16 protein-coding genes are annotated in these 20,004 nt (G+C 73.8%); 10 read left to right on the top strand and 6 right to left on the bottom strand.

Annotated features, from left to right (window positions below):
• Positions 1 to 913: 913 nt before the first annotated feature.
• Positions 914 to 1,540, bottom strand: coding sequence for an aa3-type cytochrome oxidase subunit III (ctaE, locus tag ABEA15_RS01540; RefSeq protein ID WP_465269419.1), 627 nt, complete (start codon positions 1,538 to 1,540; stop codon positions 914 to 916).
• 380 nt (positions 1,541 to 1,920) lie between these two features.
• Between ctaE and ABEA15_RS01545 the strand changes: the two genes are divergently transcribed.
• The 3 genes from ABEA15_RS01545 to ABEA15_RS01555 all read left to right on the top strand — a co-directional run bounded on the left by ABEA15_RS01545 (position 1,921) and on the right by ABEA15_RS01555 (position 4,277).
• Complete coding sequence (locus ABEA15_RS01545; RefSeq protein WP_344139438.1) at positions 1,921 to 2,361, top strand: hypothetical protein; 441 nt, start codon at positions 1,921 to 1,923, stop codon at positions 2,359 to 2,361.
• A gap of 334 nt (positions 2,362 to 2,695) precedes the next feature.
• Entirely contained in the window at positions 2,696 to 3,841 is a 1,146-nt protein-coding gene (gene trpD / locus ABEA15_RS01550) for an anthranilate phosphoribosyltransferase (protein ID WP_386699095.1), read from the top strand.
• 226 nt (positions 3,842 to 4,067) lie between these two features.
• Positions 4,068 to 4,277, top strand: a complete 210-nt coding sequence (locus ABEA15_RS01555; RefSeq protein ID WP_344139432.1) for a hypothetical protein — start codon at positions 4,068 to 4,070, stop codon at positions 4,275 to 4,277.
• 154 nt (positions 4,278 to 4,431) lie between these two features.
• Here the strand turns inward: ABEA15_RS01555 and ABEA15_RS01560 are convergent, their stop codons facing one another.
• From ABEA15_RS01560 to ABEA15_RS01570, 3 genes are all read right to left on the bottom strand, one after another.
• Positions 4,432 to 4,713 (bottom strand): Lrp/AsnC family transcriptional regulator, encoded by a 282-nt coding sequence (locus ABEA15_RS01560; protein WP_344139429.1) that lies wholly within the window; start codon positions 4,711 to 4,713, stop codon positions 4,432 to 4,434.
• Positions 4,714 to 4,748: 35 nt separating this feature from the next.
• The gene (locus ABEA15_RS01565; RefSeq protein WP_345555149.1) at positions 4,749 to 5,510 is read right to left on the bottom strand and encodes a rhomboid family intramembrane serine protease; all 762 of its coding nucleotides are present in this window, start codon (positions 5,508 to 5,510) and stop codon (positions 4,749 to 4,751) included.
• A 68-nt stretch (positions 5,511 to 5,578) separates the two neighbouring features.
• Positions 5,579 to 7,321, bottom strand: coding sequence for a DEDD exonuclease domain-containing protein (locus tag ABEA15_RS01570; RefSeq protein WP_345555150.1), 1,743 nt, complete (start codon positions 7,319 to 7,321; stop codon positions 5,579 to 5,581).
• Positions 7,322 to 7,644: 323 nt separating this feature from the next.
• Between ABEA15_RS01570 and ABEA15_RS01575 the strand changes: the two genes are divergently transcribed.
• From ABEA15_RS01575 to ABEA15_RS01590, 4 genes are all read left to right on the top strand, one after another.
• Positions 7,645 to 9,060, top strand: a complete 1,416-nt coding sequence (locus ABEA15_RS01575; protein WP_425579345.1) for an NYN domain-containing protein — start codon at positions 7,645 to 7,647, stop codon at positions 9,058 to 9,060.
• Between the two features lie 409 nt (positions 9,061 to 9,469).
• Positions 9,470 to 10,465 (top strand): C40 family peptidase, encoded by a 996-nt coding sequence (locus tag ABEA15_RS01580; protein ID WP_344139420.1) that lies wholly within the window; start codon positions 9,470 to 9,472, stop codon positions 10,463 to 10,465.
• A 526-nt stretch (positions 10,466 to 10,991) separates the two neighbouring features.
• Positions 10,992 to 11,999, top strand: coding sequence for a C40 family peptidase (locus tag ABEA15_RS01585; protein ID WP_344139417.1), 1,008 nt, complete (start codon positions 10,992 to 10,994; stop codon positions 11,997 to 11,999).
• 648 nt (positions 12,000 to 12,647) lie between these two features.
• On the top strand, positions 12,648 to 13,799 hold the full coding sequence (locus ABEA15_RS01590; RefSeq protein WP_345555151.1) for a glycosyltransferase family 4 protein: 1,152 nt from the start codon (positions 12,648 to 12,650) through the stop codon (positions 13,797 to 13,799).
• A 199-nt stretch (positions 13,800 to 13,998) separates the two neighbouring features.
• Here the strand turns inward: ABEA15_RS01590 and ABEA15_RS01595 are convergent, their stop codons facing one another.
• Complete coding sequence (locus ABEA15_RS01595) at positions 13,999 to 15,795, bottom strand: AMP-dependent synthetase/ligase (RefSeq protein ID WP_344140743.1); 1,797 nt, start codon at positions 15,793 to 15,795, stop codon at positions 13,999 to 14,001.
• A gap of 284 nt (positions 15,796 to 16,079) precedes the next feature.
• Between ABEA15_RS01595 and ABEA15_RS01600 the strand changes: the two genes are divergently transcribed.
• The 3 genes from ABEA15_RS01600 (at position 16,080) to ABEA15_RS01610 (ending at position 18,436) form a co-directional block, all read left to right on the top strand.
• Positions 16,080 to 16,523, top strand: a complete 444-nt coding sequence (locus ABEA15_RS01600) for a hypothetical protein (protein ID WP_345555152.1) — start codon at positions 16,080 to 16,082, stop codon at positions 16,521 to 16,523.
• A 126-nt stretch (positions 16,524 to 16,649) separates the two neighbouring features.
• On the top strand, positions 16,650 to 17,600 hold the full coding sequence (locus tag ABEA15_RS01605) for an ROK family glucokinase (protein ID WP_345555153.1): 951 nt from the start codon (positions 16,650 to 16,652) through the stop codon (positions 17,598 to 17,600).
• A 92-nt stretch (positions 17,601 to 17,692) separates the two neighbouring features.
• Entirely contained in the window at positions 17,693 to 18,436 is a 744-nt protein-coding gene (locus ABEA15_RS01610; protein ID WP_345555154.1) for an endonuclease/exonuclease/phosphatase family protein, read from the top strand.
• 389 nt (positions 18,437 to 18,825) lie between these two features.
• Here the strand turns inward: ABEA15_RS01610 and ABEA15_RS01615 are convergent, their stop codons facing one another.
• On the bottom strand, positions 18,826 to 19,716 hold the full coding sequence (locus tag ABEA15_RS01615) for a lysophospholipid acyltransferase family protein (RefSeq protein ID WP_345555155.1): 891 nt from the start codon (positions 19,714 to 19,716) through the stop codon (positions 18,826 to 18,828).
• Positions 19,717 to 20,004: the final 288 nt, after the last annotated feature.

Genomic DNA, 20,004 nt, shown 5'->3' on the forward strand with positions numbered 1-20,004 from the left:
GTGATCCAGATCGCGCACGCCACGATCAGGCTGAGACCGACGGTCCAGCTGATGAAGCCCTCGGCGACCTGGCCCACACGGTTGAGGTCGAAGATGCCCCCGGCGTTCGGCTCGGCCTGGAGGTCCTTCACGTAGGCGATCAGGTCCTGCTTCTCGTCCGGGGTGACGGTCGTGTCGTTGAACACGGGCATCGCGCCGGGGCCGGAGATCATGGCCTCGTAGATCTGCCGGGGCGTCGCGTCGCCGATCTCGGGCGCCCACCGGCCGCCCGTCAGCGCGCCGCCCTCGCCCGACCAGCTGTGGCAGTGCGCGCAGTTGGCCAGGTAGAGCTGCATGCCGGCCTCGGTGTTGTCGGCGCCCTCAAGGTAGTCCTCGTAGCCGGCTTCCCACTCCTCGGCCGCCTTCTCGTAGGCGGCGTGGCTCTCGAAGTCGGCGCGCTGAGGAGCGGCGCCGGGGATGTCCGTGGGCACGCCGGGCGCGCCCTTCTCGCCGATCTCGGCGTTGTAGAACGCGAGAAGGTCGGCGAGCTCCTCCTCGGTCAGCGCCGACGGCTTGCGGGGCATCTGGGCGTCGGGGTTCATGGAGGGCATGCGGCCGGTGCTGACCTGGAAGTCCACGGCCGCGGCGCCTTCACCGGTGATGTCGGGGCCGGAGTAGCCCTCGCCGCCCGTGCCGTCCCTGCCGTGGCAGCTGGCGCAGGTCTTGGTGTAGATCTCGCGGCCCTGGGCCACGTCCTCGGCGGTCGGCTGCTGCTCAGCCGCTGCGGCGTCGGCCGCCAGAGTCTGCGCCTCGGCCCGCTCCGCGCTGGGGGCGAAGACAAGTCGGAGGCCAAGCGGTCTTAGGAAGACAAAACAGGCAGTCAACTCCTTGGCTCACAGAACGACATGGCTACGATCCGACTTCCCGTTTCGGGTCACTGAAGGAGGTAGATGGTTGCGAACAAAGCGACCCAGACCACGTCGACGAAGTGCCAGTAGTAGGACACGACGATGGCGCTGGTCGCCTGCTGGTGAGTGAAGCGCTTCGCGGCGTACGTGCGTCCCAGCATGATCAGGAACGCGATCAGACCACCGATGACGTGGAGACCGTGGAACCCCGTGGTGAGGTAGAACATCGAGCCGTAGGCGCTGGACTGCAGCGTCAGGCCCTCGTGCACGATGAGCTCGTAGTACTCGTAGCCCTGGCCGAGTACGAAGACCAGGCCCATGAGGAACGAGATGACGAACCACAGACGGAGCTTCCCGACATCACCGCGCTCGGCGGCCCAGACGCCTGCCTGGGCGGTGAAGCTGGAGGCCACCAGAATGATGGTGTTGACGAGGGCGTAACCCACGCTGAGCTCGGCAGCGGGCCATTCGCCCAGCTCGGGGTCGCCCAGGGTCACCGATCGGATGGTGTAGTACATCGCGAACAGCGCTGCGAAGAACATGAGCTCGTTGGCAAGCCACACGATGGTGCCAACGCTCACCAGGTCAGGTCGCTTTGCCGCACCGTGCAACGGTGTCGGTCCTGTTGGTTGATTCGCGGTTGCTGTCGCCACGGGAGCATTATTACGGCATCCCGCGAAGGTTGTTGCACGACCCCCCGAAAGGCGCCCGATCTGCCGTGGCAACGGTATCGGCTCGTGATCGTCGGGCGGGCGCCCGCGCACCGGATGCGGGGCGACGTGGAGAGGATAGCGCGCGCGGCGCCGCCAGTCACGGGATCCGCCGCACCTTCCGGCGTGTCCGGGTTCCGGGGCGGCCCGCACCGCCGGGCCCGCGCCGAGGGGCGCCGGATGGCCAGGCGTGTGCCCTCGGTGGCATGCTGAGGTGGCGAAGGTCTCAACTCGACGGCCGCCGGGCTCGTGCCCGGACGCCCGGAGCGCCTCCCGAAGGCACCGGTGCCGGCCGTGACGTACAGGGATGGTGACGGTTGACCATGGCGACCAACGGCCCCGCTTCCGGGGAGCCCGCCGCGCGCATGCGCGTGCTCCTCTACAGCGACAAGCCCGGTACCCGCGAGCAGGTGCGTACGGCGGTCGGGCGCCGGCCGGCCGCCGACGTCCCGAAGGTCGAGTTCGTCGAGTGCGCGACCGCGCCCGGCGTGCTGGCGCGCCTGGAGGACGGCGGCATCGACGTCGCGGTGTTCGACGGCGAGACCGCGCCGGCCGGCGGCATGGGCGTCTGCCGCCAGGTCAAGGACGAGATCTACCGGTGCCCGCCGGTGCTGCTGATCATCGGGCGCCGCGACGACGGATGGCTGGCCGCGTGGTCGCGCGCCGACAAGGTCGTCAGCCACCCGATCGACCCGGTCGCGCTGGCCGAGGCGCTGGCCGAGCTGATGCGCGAGCAGGCGGCCGGGACCGCCGCCCTCGGGTAGTCTCCGACGCAGGAAGCGGCGCCGCCGGCCGGCGGCGCCGCGGCACACCGCCGGCCGCGCGCCCGAGGTGTGCACGCGCCTCCGCCCGTGCGGTGCAATCCGCGGCGGGCGGCACGGACCCAGCCGAGCGGGAGACGTTGCCGATGGTGCACAGCGCAGGTGCGAGCCGAGGCGGCCGACTGCGGCCGCGCGGCCCCGCCGCTTTGGCGCGCCGCCCGCTGACCGCGGCCCCGGCCGCGCCGGGCCGCGCCGGGGCGAGCGCCGGCCGCGGGACCCGCGGCGTGCAGGCGCGCTTCGCCGGGGGCGGGGGCCGCCACGGGGCCGACACCGCTCGATGGCGCGGCTGAGCCACTCCGCTCAGTCCGACCGCCCGACGACGCGTCCCCTGGACGATCCCCCGAGGAGCACCCACGTGAGCACCACCGAACGCACCTGGTCCGAGCTGATCACCGCGCTGCTGGAGGGCCGGCCGCTCTCCGCCGAGGACACCGGCTGGGCCATGAACGAGATCATGTCCGGCTCGGCCACCGACGTGCAGATCGCCGGCTTCGCCGTGGCGCTGCGCGCCAAGGGGGCCGAGGTGGCCGAGGTCACCGGCCTGGCCGAGGGCATGTTCCGGCACGCCGTGCAGATCACGGTCCCCGGCAGCACGGTCGACGTCGTCGGCACCGGCGGCGACCGGGCCCACACCGTCAACATCTCCACCATGGCGGCGATCGTGGCCGCCGCGGCCGGAGCCAAGGTCGTCAAGCACGGCAACCGCGCCGCGTCGTCGTCCTGCGGCACCGCCGACGTGCTGGAGCGGCTGGGCGTGGTCATCGACCTGGCGCCCGAGGACACCGCGCGGGTGGCCGAGGAGGCGGGCATCACCTTCTGCTTCGCCCCGCTGTTCCACCCGTCGCTGCGCCACGCGTCCAAGACCCGCAAGGAGCTGGGCGTGCCCACGGTGTTCAACTTCCTGGGCCCGCTGACCAACCCGGCGCGGCCGGGCGCCGCGGCAGTGGGCGTCTTCGACGAGGGCATGTGCGAGACCATCGCCGGCGTGTTCGCCCGGCGCGGCACCTCGGCCATGGTCTTCCGCGGCGACGACGGCCTGGACGAGCTCACCACGACCAGCACGTCCCGCATCTGGACGGTGCACGGCGGCGCGGTGTCCCACGAGCGCTTCGACCCGGCCGAGCTGGGCATCGAGCGCGCGGAGCCGGGGGCGCTGCGCGGCGGGGACGTCGAGTACAACGCCCGCGTGGTGCGGGACCTGGTCGCGGGCGGCCCCGCCGCCGAGGGAGCCGTGCGCGACGCGGTCCTGCTCAACGCGGCGGCGGCGGTGGCCGCCACCCTGCCCGGCTTCGGCTCGGCGGGAGCGGCGGAGACCCTGGGCTCGGCCCTGGAGGTCACCGAGAACGCGTTGACCAGCGGAGCCGCCGCCCGCGTGCTCGACGACTGGGTGGAGGTCAGCCAGTCCCGCGCCAAGCGGGCCTGAGGGGGCCAACACCGCCCTGCGGGGCCCGCGGACGTGCGCGCGGGCCGGGCGGCCGGCCGCGCGGGGTGCGGAGTGACCGCAGCGTGGCGGCCCCGGCGGCCGTTGCCGACCGGCGCCGGACGGCGGGGCGGCACGAAAGTGGTGACATCGCGCGCCAGAGGGGTACGCCGTGTGCGACACGGCGAGCCGCATCGCCCCTTCCGCCCCTCACCCCCAGGAGGCAGCAGTGCGCAGCAGAGTCGTCATCGCAACCGTCGTGGTCGTCTGGCTGCTCATCGGCCTGTTCGCGGCTATCCAGCGCGGCTACTTCAGCACAGACGAGGCCAACTGCGCGACGATCGGCAGCACCCTCACGACGATCGCGGCCGGACCGCTGAACTACTTCGGCGTCAACCCGACCGTCGAGTGCCCCGAGCTGCCCCAGCCCTCGGAGTAGGCCCCGGTCCGCCCTTCCCGCGGCGCCCCTACCCGGCGGCGCGCGAAGGGCGGATCCGGCGGACCCGGCGCACCGCCCGCCGGGGCGGGGCCCGGACGCGAACGGACCGGGAGGCCGGCTGCGCGCGCGGTCGTCGGCGGGCGCCGGCCGCCGGTCAATCCTCCATGCCCAGCGAGAACGCCGCCTCCAGATCATGGTTGGAGTAGGCGTGGAAGGCGATGTGGGTGTCGGAGGAGAGCACGCCCGGAACCTTGTTGACGCGGCCGGGGATGACCTCGGCCAGGTCCTCGTGGCCGCGCACCCGCACCATCGCGATCAGGTCGACGCCGCCGGTGACGGAGTAGACCTCGCTGACGCCGCCGATCTCGGCGATCGCCTCGGCGACCTCGGAAATGCGGGCGACTTCGGCCTTGATCATGACGATCGCGGTGATCACGGGGTGTCCTCCGGTTCGGTGGGTCGGCGGGCCGGTCAGTAGACGTCGGAGCGGCGGATCCCGGAGCGCCAGCGGATGCGGTGCATCAGCAGCGCCCCCATCGCGCCGGCGATGAAGCCGTAGACGTGGGCGGCGTAGGCCACGCCGGTGTCGGAGCCGGGATAGGCCGACATGCTGACGTAGAGAAAATACTGGAGGATGAAGTAGGTGCCCACCAGCGCCCATCCCGGCAGCCGCACCGGCACGATGACCAGCACCAGGGTCACCACGCGGCTGCGGTGCTGCACCAGCAGGTAGGCGCCCAGCACGCCGGAGATCGCCCCCGAGGCGCCCACGAGCGGGACCTCCGCCGAGGCCTGGCTGAGCGCGAAGGCGTAGGTGGCCACCAGGCCGCTGCCCAGGTAGAGGCCCAGGTAGCGCAGCCGCCCCAGGCGGTCCTCGACCACCGGGCCGAACACGAACAGATAGACCATGTTGCCGATCAGGTGCAGCGCCCCGCCGTGCATGAACATCGAGGTCAGCGCGGAGACCCAGGCGACCTTCGTGTGGCCGGGCGCGGGGCAGGGCCCCGCCCCCTCGACCTGGGCTCCGCCCAGCAGCTCCACGGGGATGGCCGCCCAGCGCAGGAAGTAGTGCTCGACGGCGCACTGGCGGGGCAGGTCGCCGGCGTCGTACCACACGGCCAGCAGCGACAGCGGCGAGAGCAGGTAGGCGGCGACGTTGACGGCGATGAGCGCGTAGGTCACCGTGGGCACGCGCCGCACCGGGTAGTCGTCACTCAGCGGGATACCCGCCATCTGCACTCCTTGGGCGAGGACTCCGGTCACTGCGGGCGCGGGCCGGTGCGTCCGCCGGGCGCGGGGCGTCAGCGGTGCGCGAGCGCCGACACGCCGCGCTCCCAGTCTGTCAGGTGGCGGTACTTCTCGGCCCCATTGACGGGGCATGTCCAGCCTTCGGCGGATTCGGCCAGCCGTACGCCCGGGGCCTCCAGCCAGCGCAGTACGCACTCCATCTCCCAGGCGCTGGCGCACGGCGCCGGCCCGGGGCCGGGGAACGCGGACTCGGCGGTGCCGCTCAGCGCCGCCACGAACTCCGCGGGGTCGGCGCCCGGGGCCATGACCCCGCTGTTGGCCAGCCGCCCGTAGCGCACCACGTGGACGTCCCAGCCGGGCCGTGCGGCGCCCGCGGGGCCGCGTGCGGGCGCCGCCGCGACCAGCTCGGGGATCGCCGACAGGGCGGTCAGGCGCTGGCTGCGCGCCGATGCGGTGAGGAACGCGGCCAGCCGGTCGCGGTGGCCGGCCGCCTCCTCGTAGCGCAGCTGCTCGGACAGCTCGCGGATGTGGGCGGTGATGCGCTCGACCACCGGTGCGGGGTCGGCGGTCATGGCGCCCTGGGCGGCCGCGGCGTGCACGGCGTAGTCCGCGGCGGTCTCGGCGCCCGAGCAGGGGGCCCCGCACCGGCCCAGCTCCGCCAGCACGCAGGCGGCGGTGGGCTTCGCGGGTGTGATCCGGCGGGTGCACTGGCGCAGCGGGAAGGCCTCGTGCAGCGCCTCGCGGGCGAGTTCGGCCTCGCGCGCGGACCGGAACGGCCCCAGGTAGGGTGCGCCGTCGTCGCGCACGGTGCGCACGATCGACAGGCGCGGGAAGTCCTCGGCGGTGAGCTTGAGCCAGGGCGCGCGCTCGGGGTTGCGCGAGCGCCGGTTGTAGGGCGGCTTGCGCTCGGCGATCATCCGCAGCTCGCGCACCTCGGCCTCCAGGCCGGTCTCGCACACGATGGGGGTGACCCCCTCGACCAGGGCCGCCATCTCGCGGATGCGGCCCCGCTTCTCGGAGCCGGTGAAGTAGGAGCGCACGCGCCGGCGCAGGTCGGTGCTCTTGCCGACGTAGAGCGCGTCGCCCTTGGCGTCGGTGAAGACGTAGACGCCCGGTGCCGCGGGGACGTCGTCGGCGATGCGGCGCTTGGTGCGCTGTGCGGCGGTGGGGGCCGAGCGGAAGCCGCGCAGCTCCTGAGCGGTCTCGACGCCGAAGGCGCCGAGGCGCTCCAGCAGGCCGTGCAGGACGCCGACGGTGGCGCGGGCGTCGTCGAGGGCCCGGTGGGTGGGCTGGTCGGCGACGCCGAAGTAGCCGGCGAGGGTGCCGAGCTTGTGGTTGGGCACCTCCTCGCGCGTGACCAGCCGGCGGGCGAGCGCGACGGTGTCGACGACCTGGGGCGCGGGCCAGTCGTAGCCGTGCGCGGCGCAGGCGGCCTTGAGGAAGCCGACGTCGAAGGGGGCGTTGTGGGCGACCAGGAGGGAGCCGCGCTCCAGCCCGGCGAACTCCAGGAACCCAGGGATCACGCTCTCGACGGCGGGCGCCGGGGCGACCATGGCCTGGGTGATCCCGGTGAGCAGCGTGATGAACGGCGGGATGGGCAGGCCGGGGTTGACCAGCGTCGAGAACTCGCCGAGCACCTCGCCGCCGCGCACCTTGACGGCGCCGATCTCGGTGATGCCCGACGCGTCGGCGCGGGTGCCGGTGGTCTCCAGGTCGACGACGACGAACGTGCATTCCGACAGGGGGGTTCCCAGGTCGTCGAGGGTGCCTTGGACGGGGGTGTGCTGCTCGGCCACCCCGACAGGGTAAACGGGGGCACCGACGCCGCCGGCGGCCGGGCGGGGTCGGCGGCCGGTGTCGGCGCAGGTGGCGCGGTGCGCCGAACGCGGGCGGGCGCCGGGTCCCGCGGGGCGGGGCCCGCGTGGTTCGGCCCGTTTCCCCCGCGATCTCCGTGGAAGGATGGCCCAGACCCCGGGGGAGACCGGGCCGCGAGCCGCGGCGGGGCCCCGGTGCGCAGCGAGGCTTGAGGTGCGGAGTGCAGGAGGACCAGGCAGATGGGTGTGCGGAATCCGGTTCCGCCGCGGCGCGGGCGGTGCGTTCGCGGCGCCGGGGTGCGGTCGTGACCTCCGAGGCCGGCGGGCGCCCGCGGCGCGGCGGCGCCGAGGAGTCCGCGGCCGCCGCGAAGCGCCCCGGCGGCGGCGAGGGCGACGGCGCGGAGAGCGCGGAGAGCGCCGTGGAGGGTCCGGAGCGCCCGCTGCCCGAGGCCGTGCGCGCGCGGGTCGTCGAGTACGGCTCCGAGGTCCTGGGCGGGATGCGCCTCTCCGACCTGCCGCCGGTGCTGCGCCGCGTCGCGAAGTTCGAGCCGCGCCGCCGTGCGCGGCTCGCCGGTCCGCAGATCGCCGCGCAGCTGGAGGCCGACGCGGGCTTTCGCGGGCAGGTCGCCGAACGCGTCGAGCAGGTCTGGCCCGAGCTGGTCGGCGAACTGCGCCGCGGCGTGGTGCCGCCGGCGGCCGACCCCGTCGCGGTGGCGGCGGCGGCCTACCTGCTGCGCCCCGAAGGCTGGCGCGCCGTCGTCGACCGCGTGCGCGAGGAACTCGACCGCCAGGAGACCGCCAAGGAGGTCGACGACGCCGCCGGCACCATCGCCGACCTGCGCCGCCGGCTGGAGGAGGCCAAGAGCGGCCAGCGTGAGGAGCTGGCGCGGCTGCGCAGCGAGCTCAAGGACCAGCGCAGCACCATCGCCGACCTGCGCCGCCGGCTGCACACCGAGCGCGAGCGCGCCAAGGAGGCGATGAACGAGGCCGAGCAGGCGATCGCGGAGGCGGCGGACCGCAGTGCCACCACGACCGGTCAGGTCAACGCGGTGGAGGCGGAGAACCGCCGGTTGCGCAACCGCCTTGCCGCGGCCGAAGCGCAGGTGGAGAACGCGCGCCGGGCCGCCCGCGCCGGGCGCAGCGCCGACGAGGCGCGGCTGCGGGTGCTGCTGGACGTGCTGCTGGAGGCCTCCCACGGGCTGCGCCGCGAGCTGGCGCTGCCCAGCTCCATCGAGAGTCCGGCCGACCTGGTGGCGGAGCAGCACTCGGCCGGGGCGGCCTCGGTCCCCGGCCAGGGGCTGCCCGACGACGACCCGGGGCTGGTCGACGAGCTGCTGAGCCTGCCGCGGATGCACGTGCTGGTGGACGGCTACAACGTCACCAAGACCGGCTACGGCACCCTGCCGCTGGCCGACCAGCGCAGCCGGCTGCTGTCGTCGCTGGAAGGGCTGGCCAGCCGCGCCAAGACCGAGATCACCTGCGTCTTCGACGGCGCCGACGTCAGCACGCCGCCGGTGCTCTCGGCCACGCGCCGGGTGCGGCTGCTGTTCAGCGAGCCGGACGAGACCGCCGACGAGCTGATCATCCGGCTGGTGCGGGCCGAACCGCGGGGGCGGCCGCTGGCTGTGGTCACCTCCGACCAGGAGATCGTCGCCGCGGTCCGCCGCGAGGGGGCGCGCACCGTCGCGTCGTCTCTGCTGCTGCGCCGGCTGGGCGGATAGGCGCCGTGCCGGCGGTGCCTACGCGCCGGCGCCGGCACCCGGCCGTGGTTCCCGGCCGGGGCGGGCGCGACCGATGCGGCGTCCGAAACCCCGTGTGCACCGGGTGACGCGTCGGTCGTTGTGGTTGAGGTGCCCTGTCCGGTCCGCTAAGTTCTATCCGGAGCTTGTTCGGCTTCCCGCGAAGAACGCGAGGGTCGCGCCTGCGGCGCCGGTGTCGCCGCGTCGTGCGCTCTGCGGGAGGCCCCCGGTGACGGCGGTGCCTTTGCGGCGTGCCGCCGCACCGACCGGAGGTCCGGCCCGGTGTGTCCGCGGTTCCCGCTCGCCCGGCACCCTGCCCGGATTCCGGTCGCCCCCGCCCCGATCCCCCCATCCCGCATGTGGACCTGACCCGTAAGGAGCGTGGACCGCCATGACGAGCACAGGTGGTCGGCGCACGGCCCGCCGGATCGCGACCGGTTTCGGGGTCGTGGCCGTAGGAGGCCTGATCGTGCCCTCCGGGGTGGCCTATGCCGAGCCGACCCAGCAGGAGGTCGAGGACAAGATCGGCGAACTCCAGGAGGAAGCCGACGGCATCGTCCAGGAGTACAACAAGGCCAAAGAGGACTACCAGGCCGCCAAGGAGAAGGCCGACGACCTCGAGGAGCGGGTCGGCGACGAGCAGGAGCGCTACAACGAGCTGCGCGACGACGTCGCCGACTTCGCCAGCGCCGCCTACCGGGGCACCGACCTCGACTCGCCCTCCAACATCATCAACGTCGAGAACCCCGAGGAACTGCAGGCCCAGTCGGCCGACGTCGGCTACCTCTCGGAGAACCAGAAGGAGAAGCTGGACGACTTCACCGACTCCTCCGAGCGCCTGTTCCGGTTGAAGGACGAGGCCGACGAGGCCCTGGCCGACGCCAAGGACGAGAAGGAGGAGATCGAGGACAAGAAGGACGAGGTCGAGGAGAAGATCGAGAAGCAGCAGGACCTGCTCTCCGAGTTCCCCTCCGCCGACCCCGCCACCGGCGGCGACGACTCCGGGGGCGGCAGCTACACCGGCGCGGCCTCCGGCGACGCGCGTGCGGCCCTCGACTTCGCCTACGCCCAGCTGGGCAAGCCCTACGTCTACGGCGCCACCGGCCCCGACAGCTACGACTGCTCCGGCCTGGTGATGCGCTCGTGGGGTGCCGCCGGGGTGAGCCTGCCGCGTACCACCTACGGCCAGGCCGAGGCCGGCCCGCGCGTCAGCTACGACCAGCTGCAGCCCGGCGACATCCTGTTCTTCTTCGACGGCCTCGGCCACGACGGCCTCTACGTCGGCAACGGCCAGATGATCCACGCGCCGCGCACCGGCAAGAACGTCGAGGTCGTCTCGCTCTCGGGGTACTGGGACGGCCAGTTCCAGTTCGGCGTGCGCCCTTAGGGCGGACGGCGGACGCCGGGTCGCCTGCGCCCGCTCCGGTCGCGGACCGGGGCGGGCGGTGCGCCCCTCAGCACTCCGGCTCTGATCCGGTCGCCGCGTGCTCCAGGGCGCGGCGGGCCGGGCGGCGACGGCTCCAGGTGAATCGGCGCCGATGCCGATATGGGGTGGGGATGATCCGGACGTTCCATTGCGGACGGGCCGTAAAGAGGTAGAAATAGTAACGAATCGGTTGAGTATGGTGCTGGGGATGCACTAGTGTTCCTCGCCGAGCCCGGTCGCCTGTACGTGCCATCAGAAGGGTGGCGCCGGCCGGCTCCCGCCGACCTCCGACCGTGCCGTTCCACCCCCGGGCCGGCGGAGACCGGAAACCCCCTTGCGGGCGTGTTCTCTCGCACGCCGCACGCATCCTTCCCGGATCACCGGGCGCCGACTGCGCCCCGGGTGCGACCGCCGAACGCCGCGGCCGCCCCGCTTCCGCGGAGTCCTCCGGTCAGGCGGCCCCCTGGCAGAAAGGTGTGCCACCATCGTGGATGAACGCCATGAACGTGGCTCGTTCCGCCGGCATCTCGCGACCGTCGGCTTCGTCGCCGCAGGCGCTTTGATCCTGTCCTCCAGCGCCGCGGTCGCCGAGCCGAGCGTCGACGAGGTCCGCAACAAGATCGAGAAGCTCGAAGAGGAGCACGCGGAGCTCGCCGAGAAGTACAACCAGGCGAAGGAAGACCACGACGCCGCCAAAGAGAAGCTTGAGGACCTGCGCGAGGACAAGCAGGAGACTCAGGACAAGATCGACGGCATGCAGGACGACATCCGCGGGCTCGCCAACGCGGCCTACACCAACGCCGACTTCGGGTCGCCCGCTTACCTGCTGGGCTCCCAGGGCCCCGCAGACGCCCTGGAGCAGGCCGCCGACCTGGGCTACCTCTCGGAGAACCAGCAGCAGACGCTCGTCGACTACAACGAGCAGAAGGACAAGCTGGACGACCTGACGGCCGAGGCGGCCGACACCGAGGACAAGGCCAAGGACAAGCTGGACGAGGCCGAAGAGGCCAAGGACGAGGCCGAGAAGAAGATCGAGAAGCAGGAGGACCTTCTCAGCGACCTGACGGCCGAGCAGCAGAACGCCGCCACCTCCGGTGTCGGCGGCGGCGACTCCGGCGCCACCTATACCGGCAGCGCCTCGGGCAGCGCCGGGGTGGCCATCGACTTCGCCTACGCCCAGATCGGCGACTCCTACAGCATGGGCGCCACCGGCCCCGACGTCTGGGACTGCTCCAGCCTGGTGCAGGCCGCCTGGGCCGAGGCCGGCGTCAGCCTGCCGCGCACCACCTACGACCAGGTCAACGCCGGAACCCCGGTGTCCTGGGACAGCATGCAGCCCGGCGACCTGATCTTCTTCTACGACGGCCCCAGCCACGTGGGCCTGTACGTCGGCAACAACATGATGGTGCACGCCTCCAACCCCTCCAAGCCGGTCGCCGAGGTCTCGCTGAGCGGCTACTACCAGAGCAACTTCCACTCGGCGGTCCGCCCGTAGCGCCCGCACGCGGGTCTCGGCGGCGAGCGGCCGCGCTCGTCGCCGAGACCGCGGTCCCGGCTCGCCCTGAGGGGCCTGACGGCGTGACCGCCGTGATCGCCGAGTCGCGGCGGCCGACGCGCCGCCCATCCGGGGACACGGCGCCGCCGCTTGCCGGGCGCCGGTCCGCGTCGCCGACGCGCCCGGCGGCGTCGACCGCGAACCGCGTCCGTCCGGCCGTCGGCCGCGGGCGCGCCGACGCTGAGGCCGCGGCGCGGACCCGGTGAGCGGGGGCGGTCGCTGGAGCGTGCCCGGCGCGGACTGCGTCCCCCGGTCGGCGGCCGCGCTCACCTGCAGGGGGTGCTGACCCGCCACGGTGACGCGATGGCGCCGGGGCGGTTCCCGGTCATCCGCGTCGTGGACGGGGTGCGGCACGGCCGGGACCTCGCCGACGCCCTGGAGCGGGGTGCCCGGACGTCCCCTCCGGCCTCGGCGGCTGTCGCCGACCTGCTGTTCACCGCGCGTCCGGACCGACGCCGGCCGTGCGCGCGGCGACCGGTCGCGCGCTGCCGGGCGGTCCGCGGAGGACACCGGCGTGCGCTTCCGGACGCTGGGCCGGCCCGCGCGGCCGTGTACGCCCGCGGTGCGGATCGGCCTAGACTCGGGCCCGTGCCGCGTACGCTGATCATCACCAACGACTTCCCGCCCCGTCCCGGGGGGATCCAGGCCTTCGTGCACGAGCTGGCGATGCGTCGGCCCGCCGACTCCGTCGTGGTCTACTGCTCCACCCCGGGGGCGCGCGGCTCGGCCGCGTGGGGCAGGGCCTCCGACTTCGACCTCGACCTGCCGTTCCCGGTCGTACGGGAGCGCACGTCCGTGCTGCTGCCCACCCCCGCGGTGGGCCGGCGGGCCGCGCGCATCGCCGAGCTGGAGGGCTGCGACTCCGTGCTGTTCGGCGCCGCGGCGCCGCTGGGGCTGCTGGCCGGGCGCCTGCGCGGCGCCGGGGTGCGGCGCATCGTCGGACTCACGCACGGACACGAGACCGGCTGGTCGACCCTGCCGGGTGCGCGCCGGGCGCTGCACCGCATCGGTGAGGATACCGACACCCTGACCTACCTCGGCGAGTACACGCGCACTCGCCTTGGGCGGGCGCTCTCGCCCGCGGCCGCCGACCGCATGCGGCGGCTGGCGCCCGGCGTCGACGCGGAGCGGTTCAGGCCCGGAGCCGGCGGGGCCGGCATCCGCGAGCGCCACGGCCTGACCGGGCGGCCGGTGGTGGTGTGCGTCTCGCGCCTGGTGGCGCGCAAGGGGCAGGACACGCTGCTGCGGGCCTGGCCCCGCGTGCTGGCCGACGTGCCCGACGCGGCCCTGCTGCTGGTAGGCGGCGGCCCCTACCGGGGGCGGCTGGAGGCTCTGGCGCGCGACCAGGGGGTCGCGGACTCGGTGCGCTTCACCGGCGACGTTCCGGCCGGCGAGCTGCCCGCCCACTACGACGCCGGCGACGTGTTCGCGATGCCCTGCCGCACCCGCAACGGCGGGCTGGACGTCGAAGGGCTGGGCATGGTCTACCTGGAGGCCTCGGCCGCCGGTCTGCCGGTCGTGGCCGGGCGCTCCGGCGGGGCGCCCGACGCGGTGCGCGAGGGCGAGACGGGCCTGGTGGTTGACGGCGCGTGGCCCGGACCGACCGCGCGGGCGCTCATCCGGCTGCTGCGCTCCCCGGCGGAGGCGGCGGCCATGGGCGAGCGCGGGCGCGCCTGGGTGCAGGCGGAGTGGAGCTGGGAGGGCGTCTCGGCGCGTCTGGGGGAGCTGCTGGAGGGCTGACCGCGGGTGGCCCGTCCCGGCCACGCCTGGCACCCCGCGTACAAGCCTGGGAGCCTGCAGCACTCGTGTACGCGGTGCGCCGCCGGCCCGCCGGTTCGACGGGGCACGGCCCCGCCGGGCCCGGCCCCCGGATGCGGCGAAGGCGGGTGCGGGCGCGCCCGGCCCGCACCCGCCCCGCCGATCGCCCGGCCCGCGCGGGTCAGCCGCTGTAGAGCCGGTCGATCTCCTCGCTGAACTGCTTGGCCACGACGTGCCGCTTGACCTTGAGCGACGGCGTCATCTGGCCGCCCTCCTCGGAGAAGTCCGACGGCAGGATGGTGAACTTGCGCACCGACTCGGCGCGCGAGACCGCCTTGTTGGCGTCGTCGACCGCCTCCTGGACAGCGGCCACCAGATCGGGGTCCTCGACCAGGTCGGGGATGTCGCCGGTCTTGCCCTTCTCCTTCTTCCAGAACTCGAAGGCCTCGGGGTCGACGGTGATCAGCGCGGAGATGAAGTTGCGGTTGTCGCCGACCACCATGCACTGGCTGACGATCGCGTGGCCGCGCAGCCGGTCCTCGATCACCGCGGGGGCGACGTTCTTGCCGCCGGCCGTCACGATGATCTCCTTCTTGCGGCCGGTGATCGACAGGTAGCCGTCCTCGTCCAGCACGCCGAGGTCGCCGGTGCGGTACCAGCCCTCGGAGTCGAAGGCCTCGCGCGTGGCCTGCTCGTTCCGCCAGTACCCGCGCATCACGTGGTCGCCCTTGACCAGGACCTCGCCGTCCTCGTCGATGCGGTGGCTGACCCCGGGCAGCGGGGGCCCCACCGTGCCGATCTTGTTCGCCGACGGGCTGTTCACGGAAGTGGGGGCCGAGGTCTCGGTGAGGCCGTAGCCCTCGATGATGGTCAGCCCGACACCGCGGAAGAAGTGGCCGAGCCGGTCGCCCAGCGCGGAGCCGCCCGAGACCGAGTACCGGGCCTGCCCGCCGACGGCGGCGAGGATCTTGCCGTAGACCAGCCGCTCGAACAGCGCGTGGCGCAGGCGCAGCGCCAGCGGCACGCGGCCGGAGTCCAGCGCACGGCTGTAGGCGACGGCGGTGTCGGCGGCGGCGCGGAAGATGCGGCCCCGGCCCTCGGAGACGGCCTTCTGCTCGGCCTTGTTGTAGACCTTCTCGAACACGCGGGGCATGGCGAGCAGGAACGTGGGGCGGAACGAGCCGAGCGCGTCGATGACCTCGGGGCCCGTGGTGGGGAAGTGGCCCATCACGGTGCGCGACTCCACGCAGCCGACCTGGATGATGCGGGCGAAGGAGTGCGCCAGCGGCAGGAACAGCAGCGTGGAGCGGCCCTCGATGGAGAAGACCTCGTGCAGCGGTCCGTGCACCGTGTTGAGGATGGTGAAGAGCAGGTTGCGGTGGGTCAGCTCGCAGCCCTTGGGGCGGCCGGTGGTGCCCGAGGTGTAGATCAGGGTTGCGGCCTCGTCGGCGGTGCCCGCCGTGCGCCGCTCCTCGACGGCGGAGTCGCCGACGCCGTCGCCGCTCTGCCGGAACTCGCCGAACGCCGGACCCTCGATGCGCCAGACGTGCTCCAACTCGGGCAGGTCGCCGCGGACGGCCTCGACACGTGCGGCGTGCTCGTCGCTCTCGGCGAAGACCGCCCGGCTCCCGGAGTCGCTGAGGATCCAGGAGATCTGCTCCTCGGACGAGGAGTCGTAGATCGGGACCGTGACGCCGCCCACCGACCAGACCGCGTAGTCGATCACGGTCCATTCGTAGCGGGTGCGCGACATCAGGCCGACCCTGTCGCCGTGCTCGATCCCGGCCGCGATCAGGGCCTTGGCGACGGCCGAGACGTCGTCGCGGAACTGCGCGCAGGTGACGTCGCGCCACTGGCCGTCCTCCTGCCGGCGGAACGCGACGGCGTCGGGCTCCTCCCGGGCCCGCGCAAAGAGCGTGTCGGGCAGCCGCGACTCGGCCGCGACCTCCACCTTCACCGGACTGCTGAATTCGCGCACGTCATTGCTCCCGGACATCTGCTTCCACGAGGGGACAGCACGACCGTAACAACTTTCCCTACCCGCGGGTAGAACACGTTCTCGGCTGGACGGCGTTGGTATCCGAAAGTGACCTTCAGCCCCGTACCGGCCGCGTACCGGCTGTTTCCCCGGGCCTACCCCGGAATCCTCCGGGGGGTCCCCGGATTTCCCCCGGGCGCCTCGCCCGGACCGCGCCCCGGGCGGCTAACGTGACGGGCAGAGCCGAGGAACAGGGCCGACAGGGAAGCGGGGTCGAAGTCACCATGGCCGAGCCTGATCGCGGCACCGACCGCACCGACAAGGACGGCAACGGGTCGCAGGACATCATCGACGACGCGCTGCGCATGGTCGACACGCTGCAGAGGCGGCTGCTCGTGGCCGGGGTGCGCCGCGGCGCCGCCGCGGCGACCGCACCGCCGCGCAAGGGGGACGTGTGGGAGGAGGCCGTCAAGTACGAGCAGCCCCGGCCCGCGGTCTCACCGGTGGACGAGCTGCTGGGCATCGCGCGCAAGAAGGGCCCGGAGGTCGTCGGACACCTCGGGCGGGCCGGCATCGCCGTGGTCGGCGCCGTCGGCGAAACCCTGGGCGTGGTCGAGCGCGCCCTGGAGCGCCGCACCCCCGACCCCGAACGGCCGCGCCCGAGCGACCGGGGGTCCCAGGTGCGCTCCGAGGTCGAGGCGCCGCGTGAGATCCCCCGCGGGGACTGAACTAGAATCCCGCGGGAACCGGTTTAGACCAATCGCCGTGCCGCCCGCGCTCCACCCACTGCGCCCCTGAGCCGCGGTGCGCCCGGCGCCGCGCGCACCGCGGGAGACGAGCAGGAGGAGCCGCGCATGCGGATGACGATCGGCGTGGACATCGGCGGCACCAAGGTGGCCGCCGGGATCGCCGACTCCGAGGGCCGGGTCCGCGACGTCGTCACGCACCCCACCCCCTTTGGCGACGGCGAGGCCCTGGCCGACGTCGTGGGCGGGGCGGTGCGCGAACTGCGCGACGGCCACGCCGACGGCGCCGTCGCCGCCGTCGGCGTGGGCACCGCCGGGTTCGTCGACGCCGACCGGGCGACCATCGTGCTCGGCGCGAACCTGGGACTGGCCGAGGAGCCGTTCAAGGAGCGGCTGCGGCGGCGCGTGGACCTGCCGGTCGTGGTCGAGAACGACGCCAACGCCGCCGCGTGGGCCGAGGTCCGCTTCGGCGCCGGCCGCGGCAGCGGGCACGTCGTCTGCGTCACTCTGGGCACCGGAGTGGGCGGCGCCGTCGTCATGGACGGCGAGCTGCAGCGCGGGCGCTACGGCGTGGCCGGCGAGGTCGGCCACTACCGGGTCGTGCCGTTCGGGCGCCGGTGCGGATGCGGCAACCACGGCTGCTGGGAGCAGTACGCCAGCGGCCGCGCCCTGGTCGGCGAGGCCCTCGACCTCGCCCGCGCCGAGCCCAAGCGGGCCGAGCGGATGGCACAGCTGGCCGGGGGCGAGGCCGAGGACATCCAGGGCCGCGAGATCACCGCCGCCGCGATGGAGGGCGACGAGGGCGCGCTGTCCTGCTTCCGCGCGGTGGGGGAGTGGGTGGGCCTGGGGCTCGCCGACCTCGCCGCGATCCTGGACCCGGAGCTGTTCGTGATCGGCGGCGGAGTCTCCGACGCCGGCGACGTCCTGCTCGGGCCGGTCCGCGACTCCTTCGCCCGGCACGTCACGGGGCGCTCCACCCGCCGCCTGGCCGAGATCCGCATCGCCGAGCTGGGCTCCCGGGCGGGCATCGTCGGCGCCGCCGACCTCGCGCTGCGCTGATCCCCCTCCACCGCGCCCGTCCCGTCCGCGGGCGGCGGCATGGGCGGCGCCGTCCACCCATGCCGCGAGGCGGCGCGGGTAGTCGTGCGAGTGTGACGGAATTCCGGATGCTCAGCTACAACGTGCACGGCCTGCGAGGCGGCCCGGACGCCGTGGCGCGGGTGGTCGACGCCTGCGCGCCCGACGTCGTGTGCCTTCAGGAGGCGCCGTACCTGCTGCGCTGGCAGTCCCGCAGGCGCAGGCTGGACCGCTCCATCGGCATGGTCCCGGCGATCAGCCGCCGCACCGGCGGGCTGGCCGTGCTGTACCGCCCGGGGATCGAGGTGCACCGCATCGGGCACCATGTGCTTTGCCGCTATCCGGGCCTGCGCGTGCGGAGCCTGTCCATGGCCGCGCTGCAGGTGGAGGGGCTGCCGCTGCTGGTCGCCTGCGCCCACTTCGACCCGCACCCCGGGGCCCGCCTGCACCACGCCGGGGAGGCGGTGGACCGCCTGGCCGCCTTCGCCGCCGAGAACCCGGGGCCGTTCGTGCTCGCCGCCGACGCCGCCTGCTCCCCCGGGGACGCCGCCTGGCGGCTGCTGACCGCCGGGCTGCGCGACGCCGCGGCCGAGCACCCGTGGGGCGGTTCGGCGACCTTCCCCGCGCACGCGCCGCGCCGCCGCGTCGACGGCGTCTTCGTCTCGGGCGACGTCCTGGTGCGCCGGGCCGGTGTGCCCGTGGACCTGGTCGACCCGGCCGACATGGCCGCCGCGAGCGACCATCTCCCGGTGCTCGCCGACATCGTGCTAGGCGAGGCAGGCGAGGCAGAGGAGGGGCGGCGCCCGGTCGGAGGCTGACCGGCGGGCGGCCCGCGCCGGGGGAGGGCCGCCCGCCGGGCGGCGCCGCGTGCTCAGCCGGTCGGCCGGCGGTGCGCCGCGCCGCGGCTCAGCGCCACCGGGCGGTGAAGGCCTGCGCGCAGTCCTCGCCGGGCGAGTCGGCGGAGGCCGAGCGGTCGGCGCCGACTCCCATTCGACGGACCCCGCGGGGCCGACCTTCACCAGCTTGTACCCGAAGGCCGTGCCCTCGGGCGGTTGCGCCGACCACGCGGACGTTCTGCCCGTACACATAGGGACGTCGTGCGGGGAACTCGGTCAGTGCGTAGCGCGCCCGGGCGGCGCGGTCCGAGCGGGAGCGGGCGGGCGCGGGTGCGGCGTACGGGGAGAGCCGGAGGCGCGGGGGTGCGCGGCTACGCCGCGGTGCCCGGGTTGTCGTCGGGCCGCTCGGTGCCGGTTCCGTCGGACTCGGGGGCGGGCACGCCCTCGGGGTCGGTGTCGGCCTCGGCCGACGAGCGCGTGCCGCGCTTCCTCCCCTTCTTGCGCGTGGACTTGCGCTCGGCCTTCTCGGCGCGCCTGCGCTCCTTCTCGCCGGCGTGCTGCTCCTTCTTCTCCTCCTTGGCCGCCGCCTCAAGCTCGGACTTGACCGACTGGGCGTAGCGGTCGACGTACTCCTGGCCGGACAGCTCCATCAGGGAGTACATGATCTCGTCGGTGACGGCGCGCAGGACCCGCGGGTCGCGCTCCATCCCGTAGTAGCGGGAGAAGTCCAGGGCCTTACCGAAGACGACCTTGGGCCGGATGCCGAGCTTGGGCAGGGTGCGCCCGGGCGGCATGATCTTGTCGGCGTTGATCATGGCCATCGGGACGACCGGCGCCTTGGACTCCAGCGCCATGCGCGCCACCCCGGTGCGGCCGCGGTAGAGCTTGCCGTCGGGCGAGCGCGTGCCCTCGGGGTAGATGCCCAGCAGCTTGCCCTGCTTGAGCACCTTCAGCCCGGTGCGCAGCGCCGCCTCACTGGCCTTCCCGCCGGACCGGTCGATGGGGATCTGCCCGACCCCGGTGAAGAACAGGCGGCTGAGCAGCCCCTTGGGCCCGGTCCCGGTGAAGTACTCGGCCTTGGCCAGAAACGTGATCTTGCGGGGCAGGGGCAGCGGCCCGAAGAAGTGGTCGGAGAAGGACAGATGGTTGCCGACCATGATCGCCGGTCCCTGTCGGGGCACGTTCTCGACGCCTTCGGCGCGCGGCTGCCACAGCACCGCGATCACAGGTCCCAGAATCGCCTTGACAACCCAATAGAACACCGGCACTCACCCCCGCTCACGCGGGGCGTGCTTCGACGAACTCGCCACGTCAGCCTTCCCGCTCACACGAACATTCGCCGTCATCTTCCCATTGTCGCGGGCGTACTACCAATGGCGGAACAAGTTACCCGCAGGTAGTCGCGCCGCGGGTGCCGCGGACCCGCCCGCGGGCCGGTGCTGCGGCCGTTTCCGCCGACCCCGGGACCGGGTATCCGGGAGGCGGAGCGCGTACTAGTTTCGTAAAGTCGGTCAGTGAACCCGCGGCCGTCCGCCGCACCCCGCCGGATC

Origin of the sequence: Streptomonospora halophila (assembly GCF_039542725.1) — a bacterium.
In the GTDB taxonomy this organism is placed as follows: domain Bacteria; phylum Actinomycetota; class Actinomycetes; order Streptosporangiales; family Streptosporangiaceae; genus Streptomonospora; species Streptomonospora halophila.

Coding starts and splice junctions, on each gene's coding strand:
- ABEA15_RS01545 (WP_344139438.1), top strand. CDS start 1,921: ATGGCGACCAACGGCCCCGCTTCCGGGGAGCCCGCCGCGCGCATGCGC.
- trpD (WP_386699095.1), top strand. CDS start 2,696: ATGGCGCGGCTGAGCCACTCCGCTCAGTCCGACCGCCCGACGACGCGT.
- ABEA15_RS01565 (WP_345555149.1), bottom strand. CDS start 5,510: ATGGCGGGTATCCCGCTGAGTGACGACTACCCGGTGCGGCGCGTGCCC.
- ABEA15_RS01580 (WP_344139420.1), top strand. CDS start 9,470: ATGACGAGCACAGGTGGTCGGCGCACGGCCCGCCGGATCGCGACCGGT.
- ABEA15_RS01600 (WP_345555152.1), top strand. CDS start 16,080: ATGGCCGAGCCTGATCGCGGCACCGACCGCACCGACAAGGACGGCAAC.
- ABEA15_RS01605 (WP_345555153.1), top strand. CDS start 16,650: ATGCGGATGACGATCGGCGTGGACATCGGCGGCACCAAGGTGGCCGCC.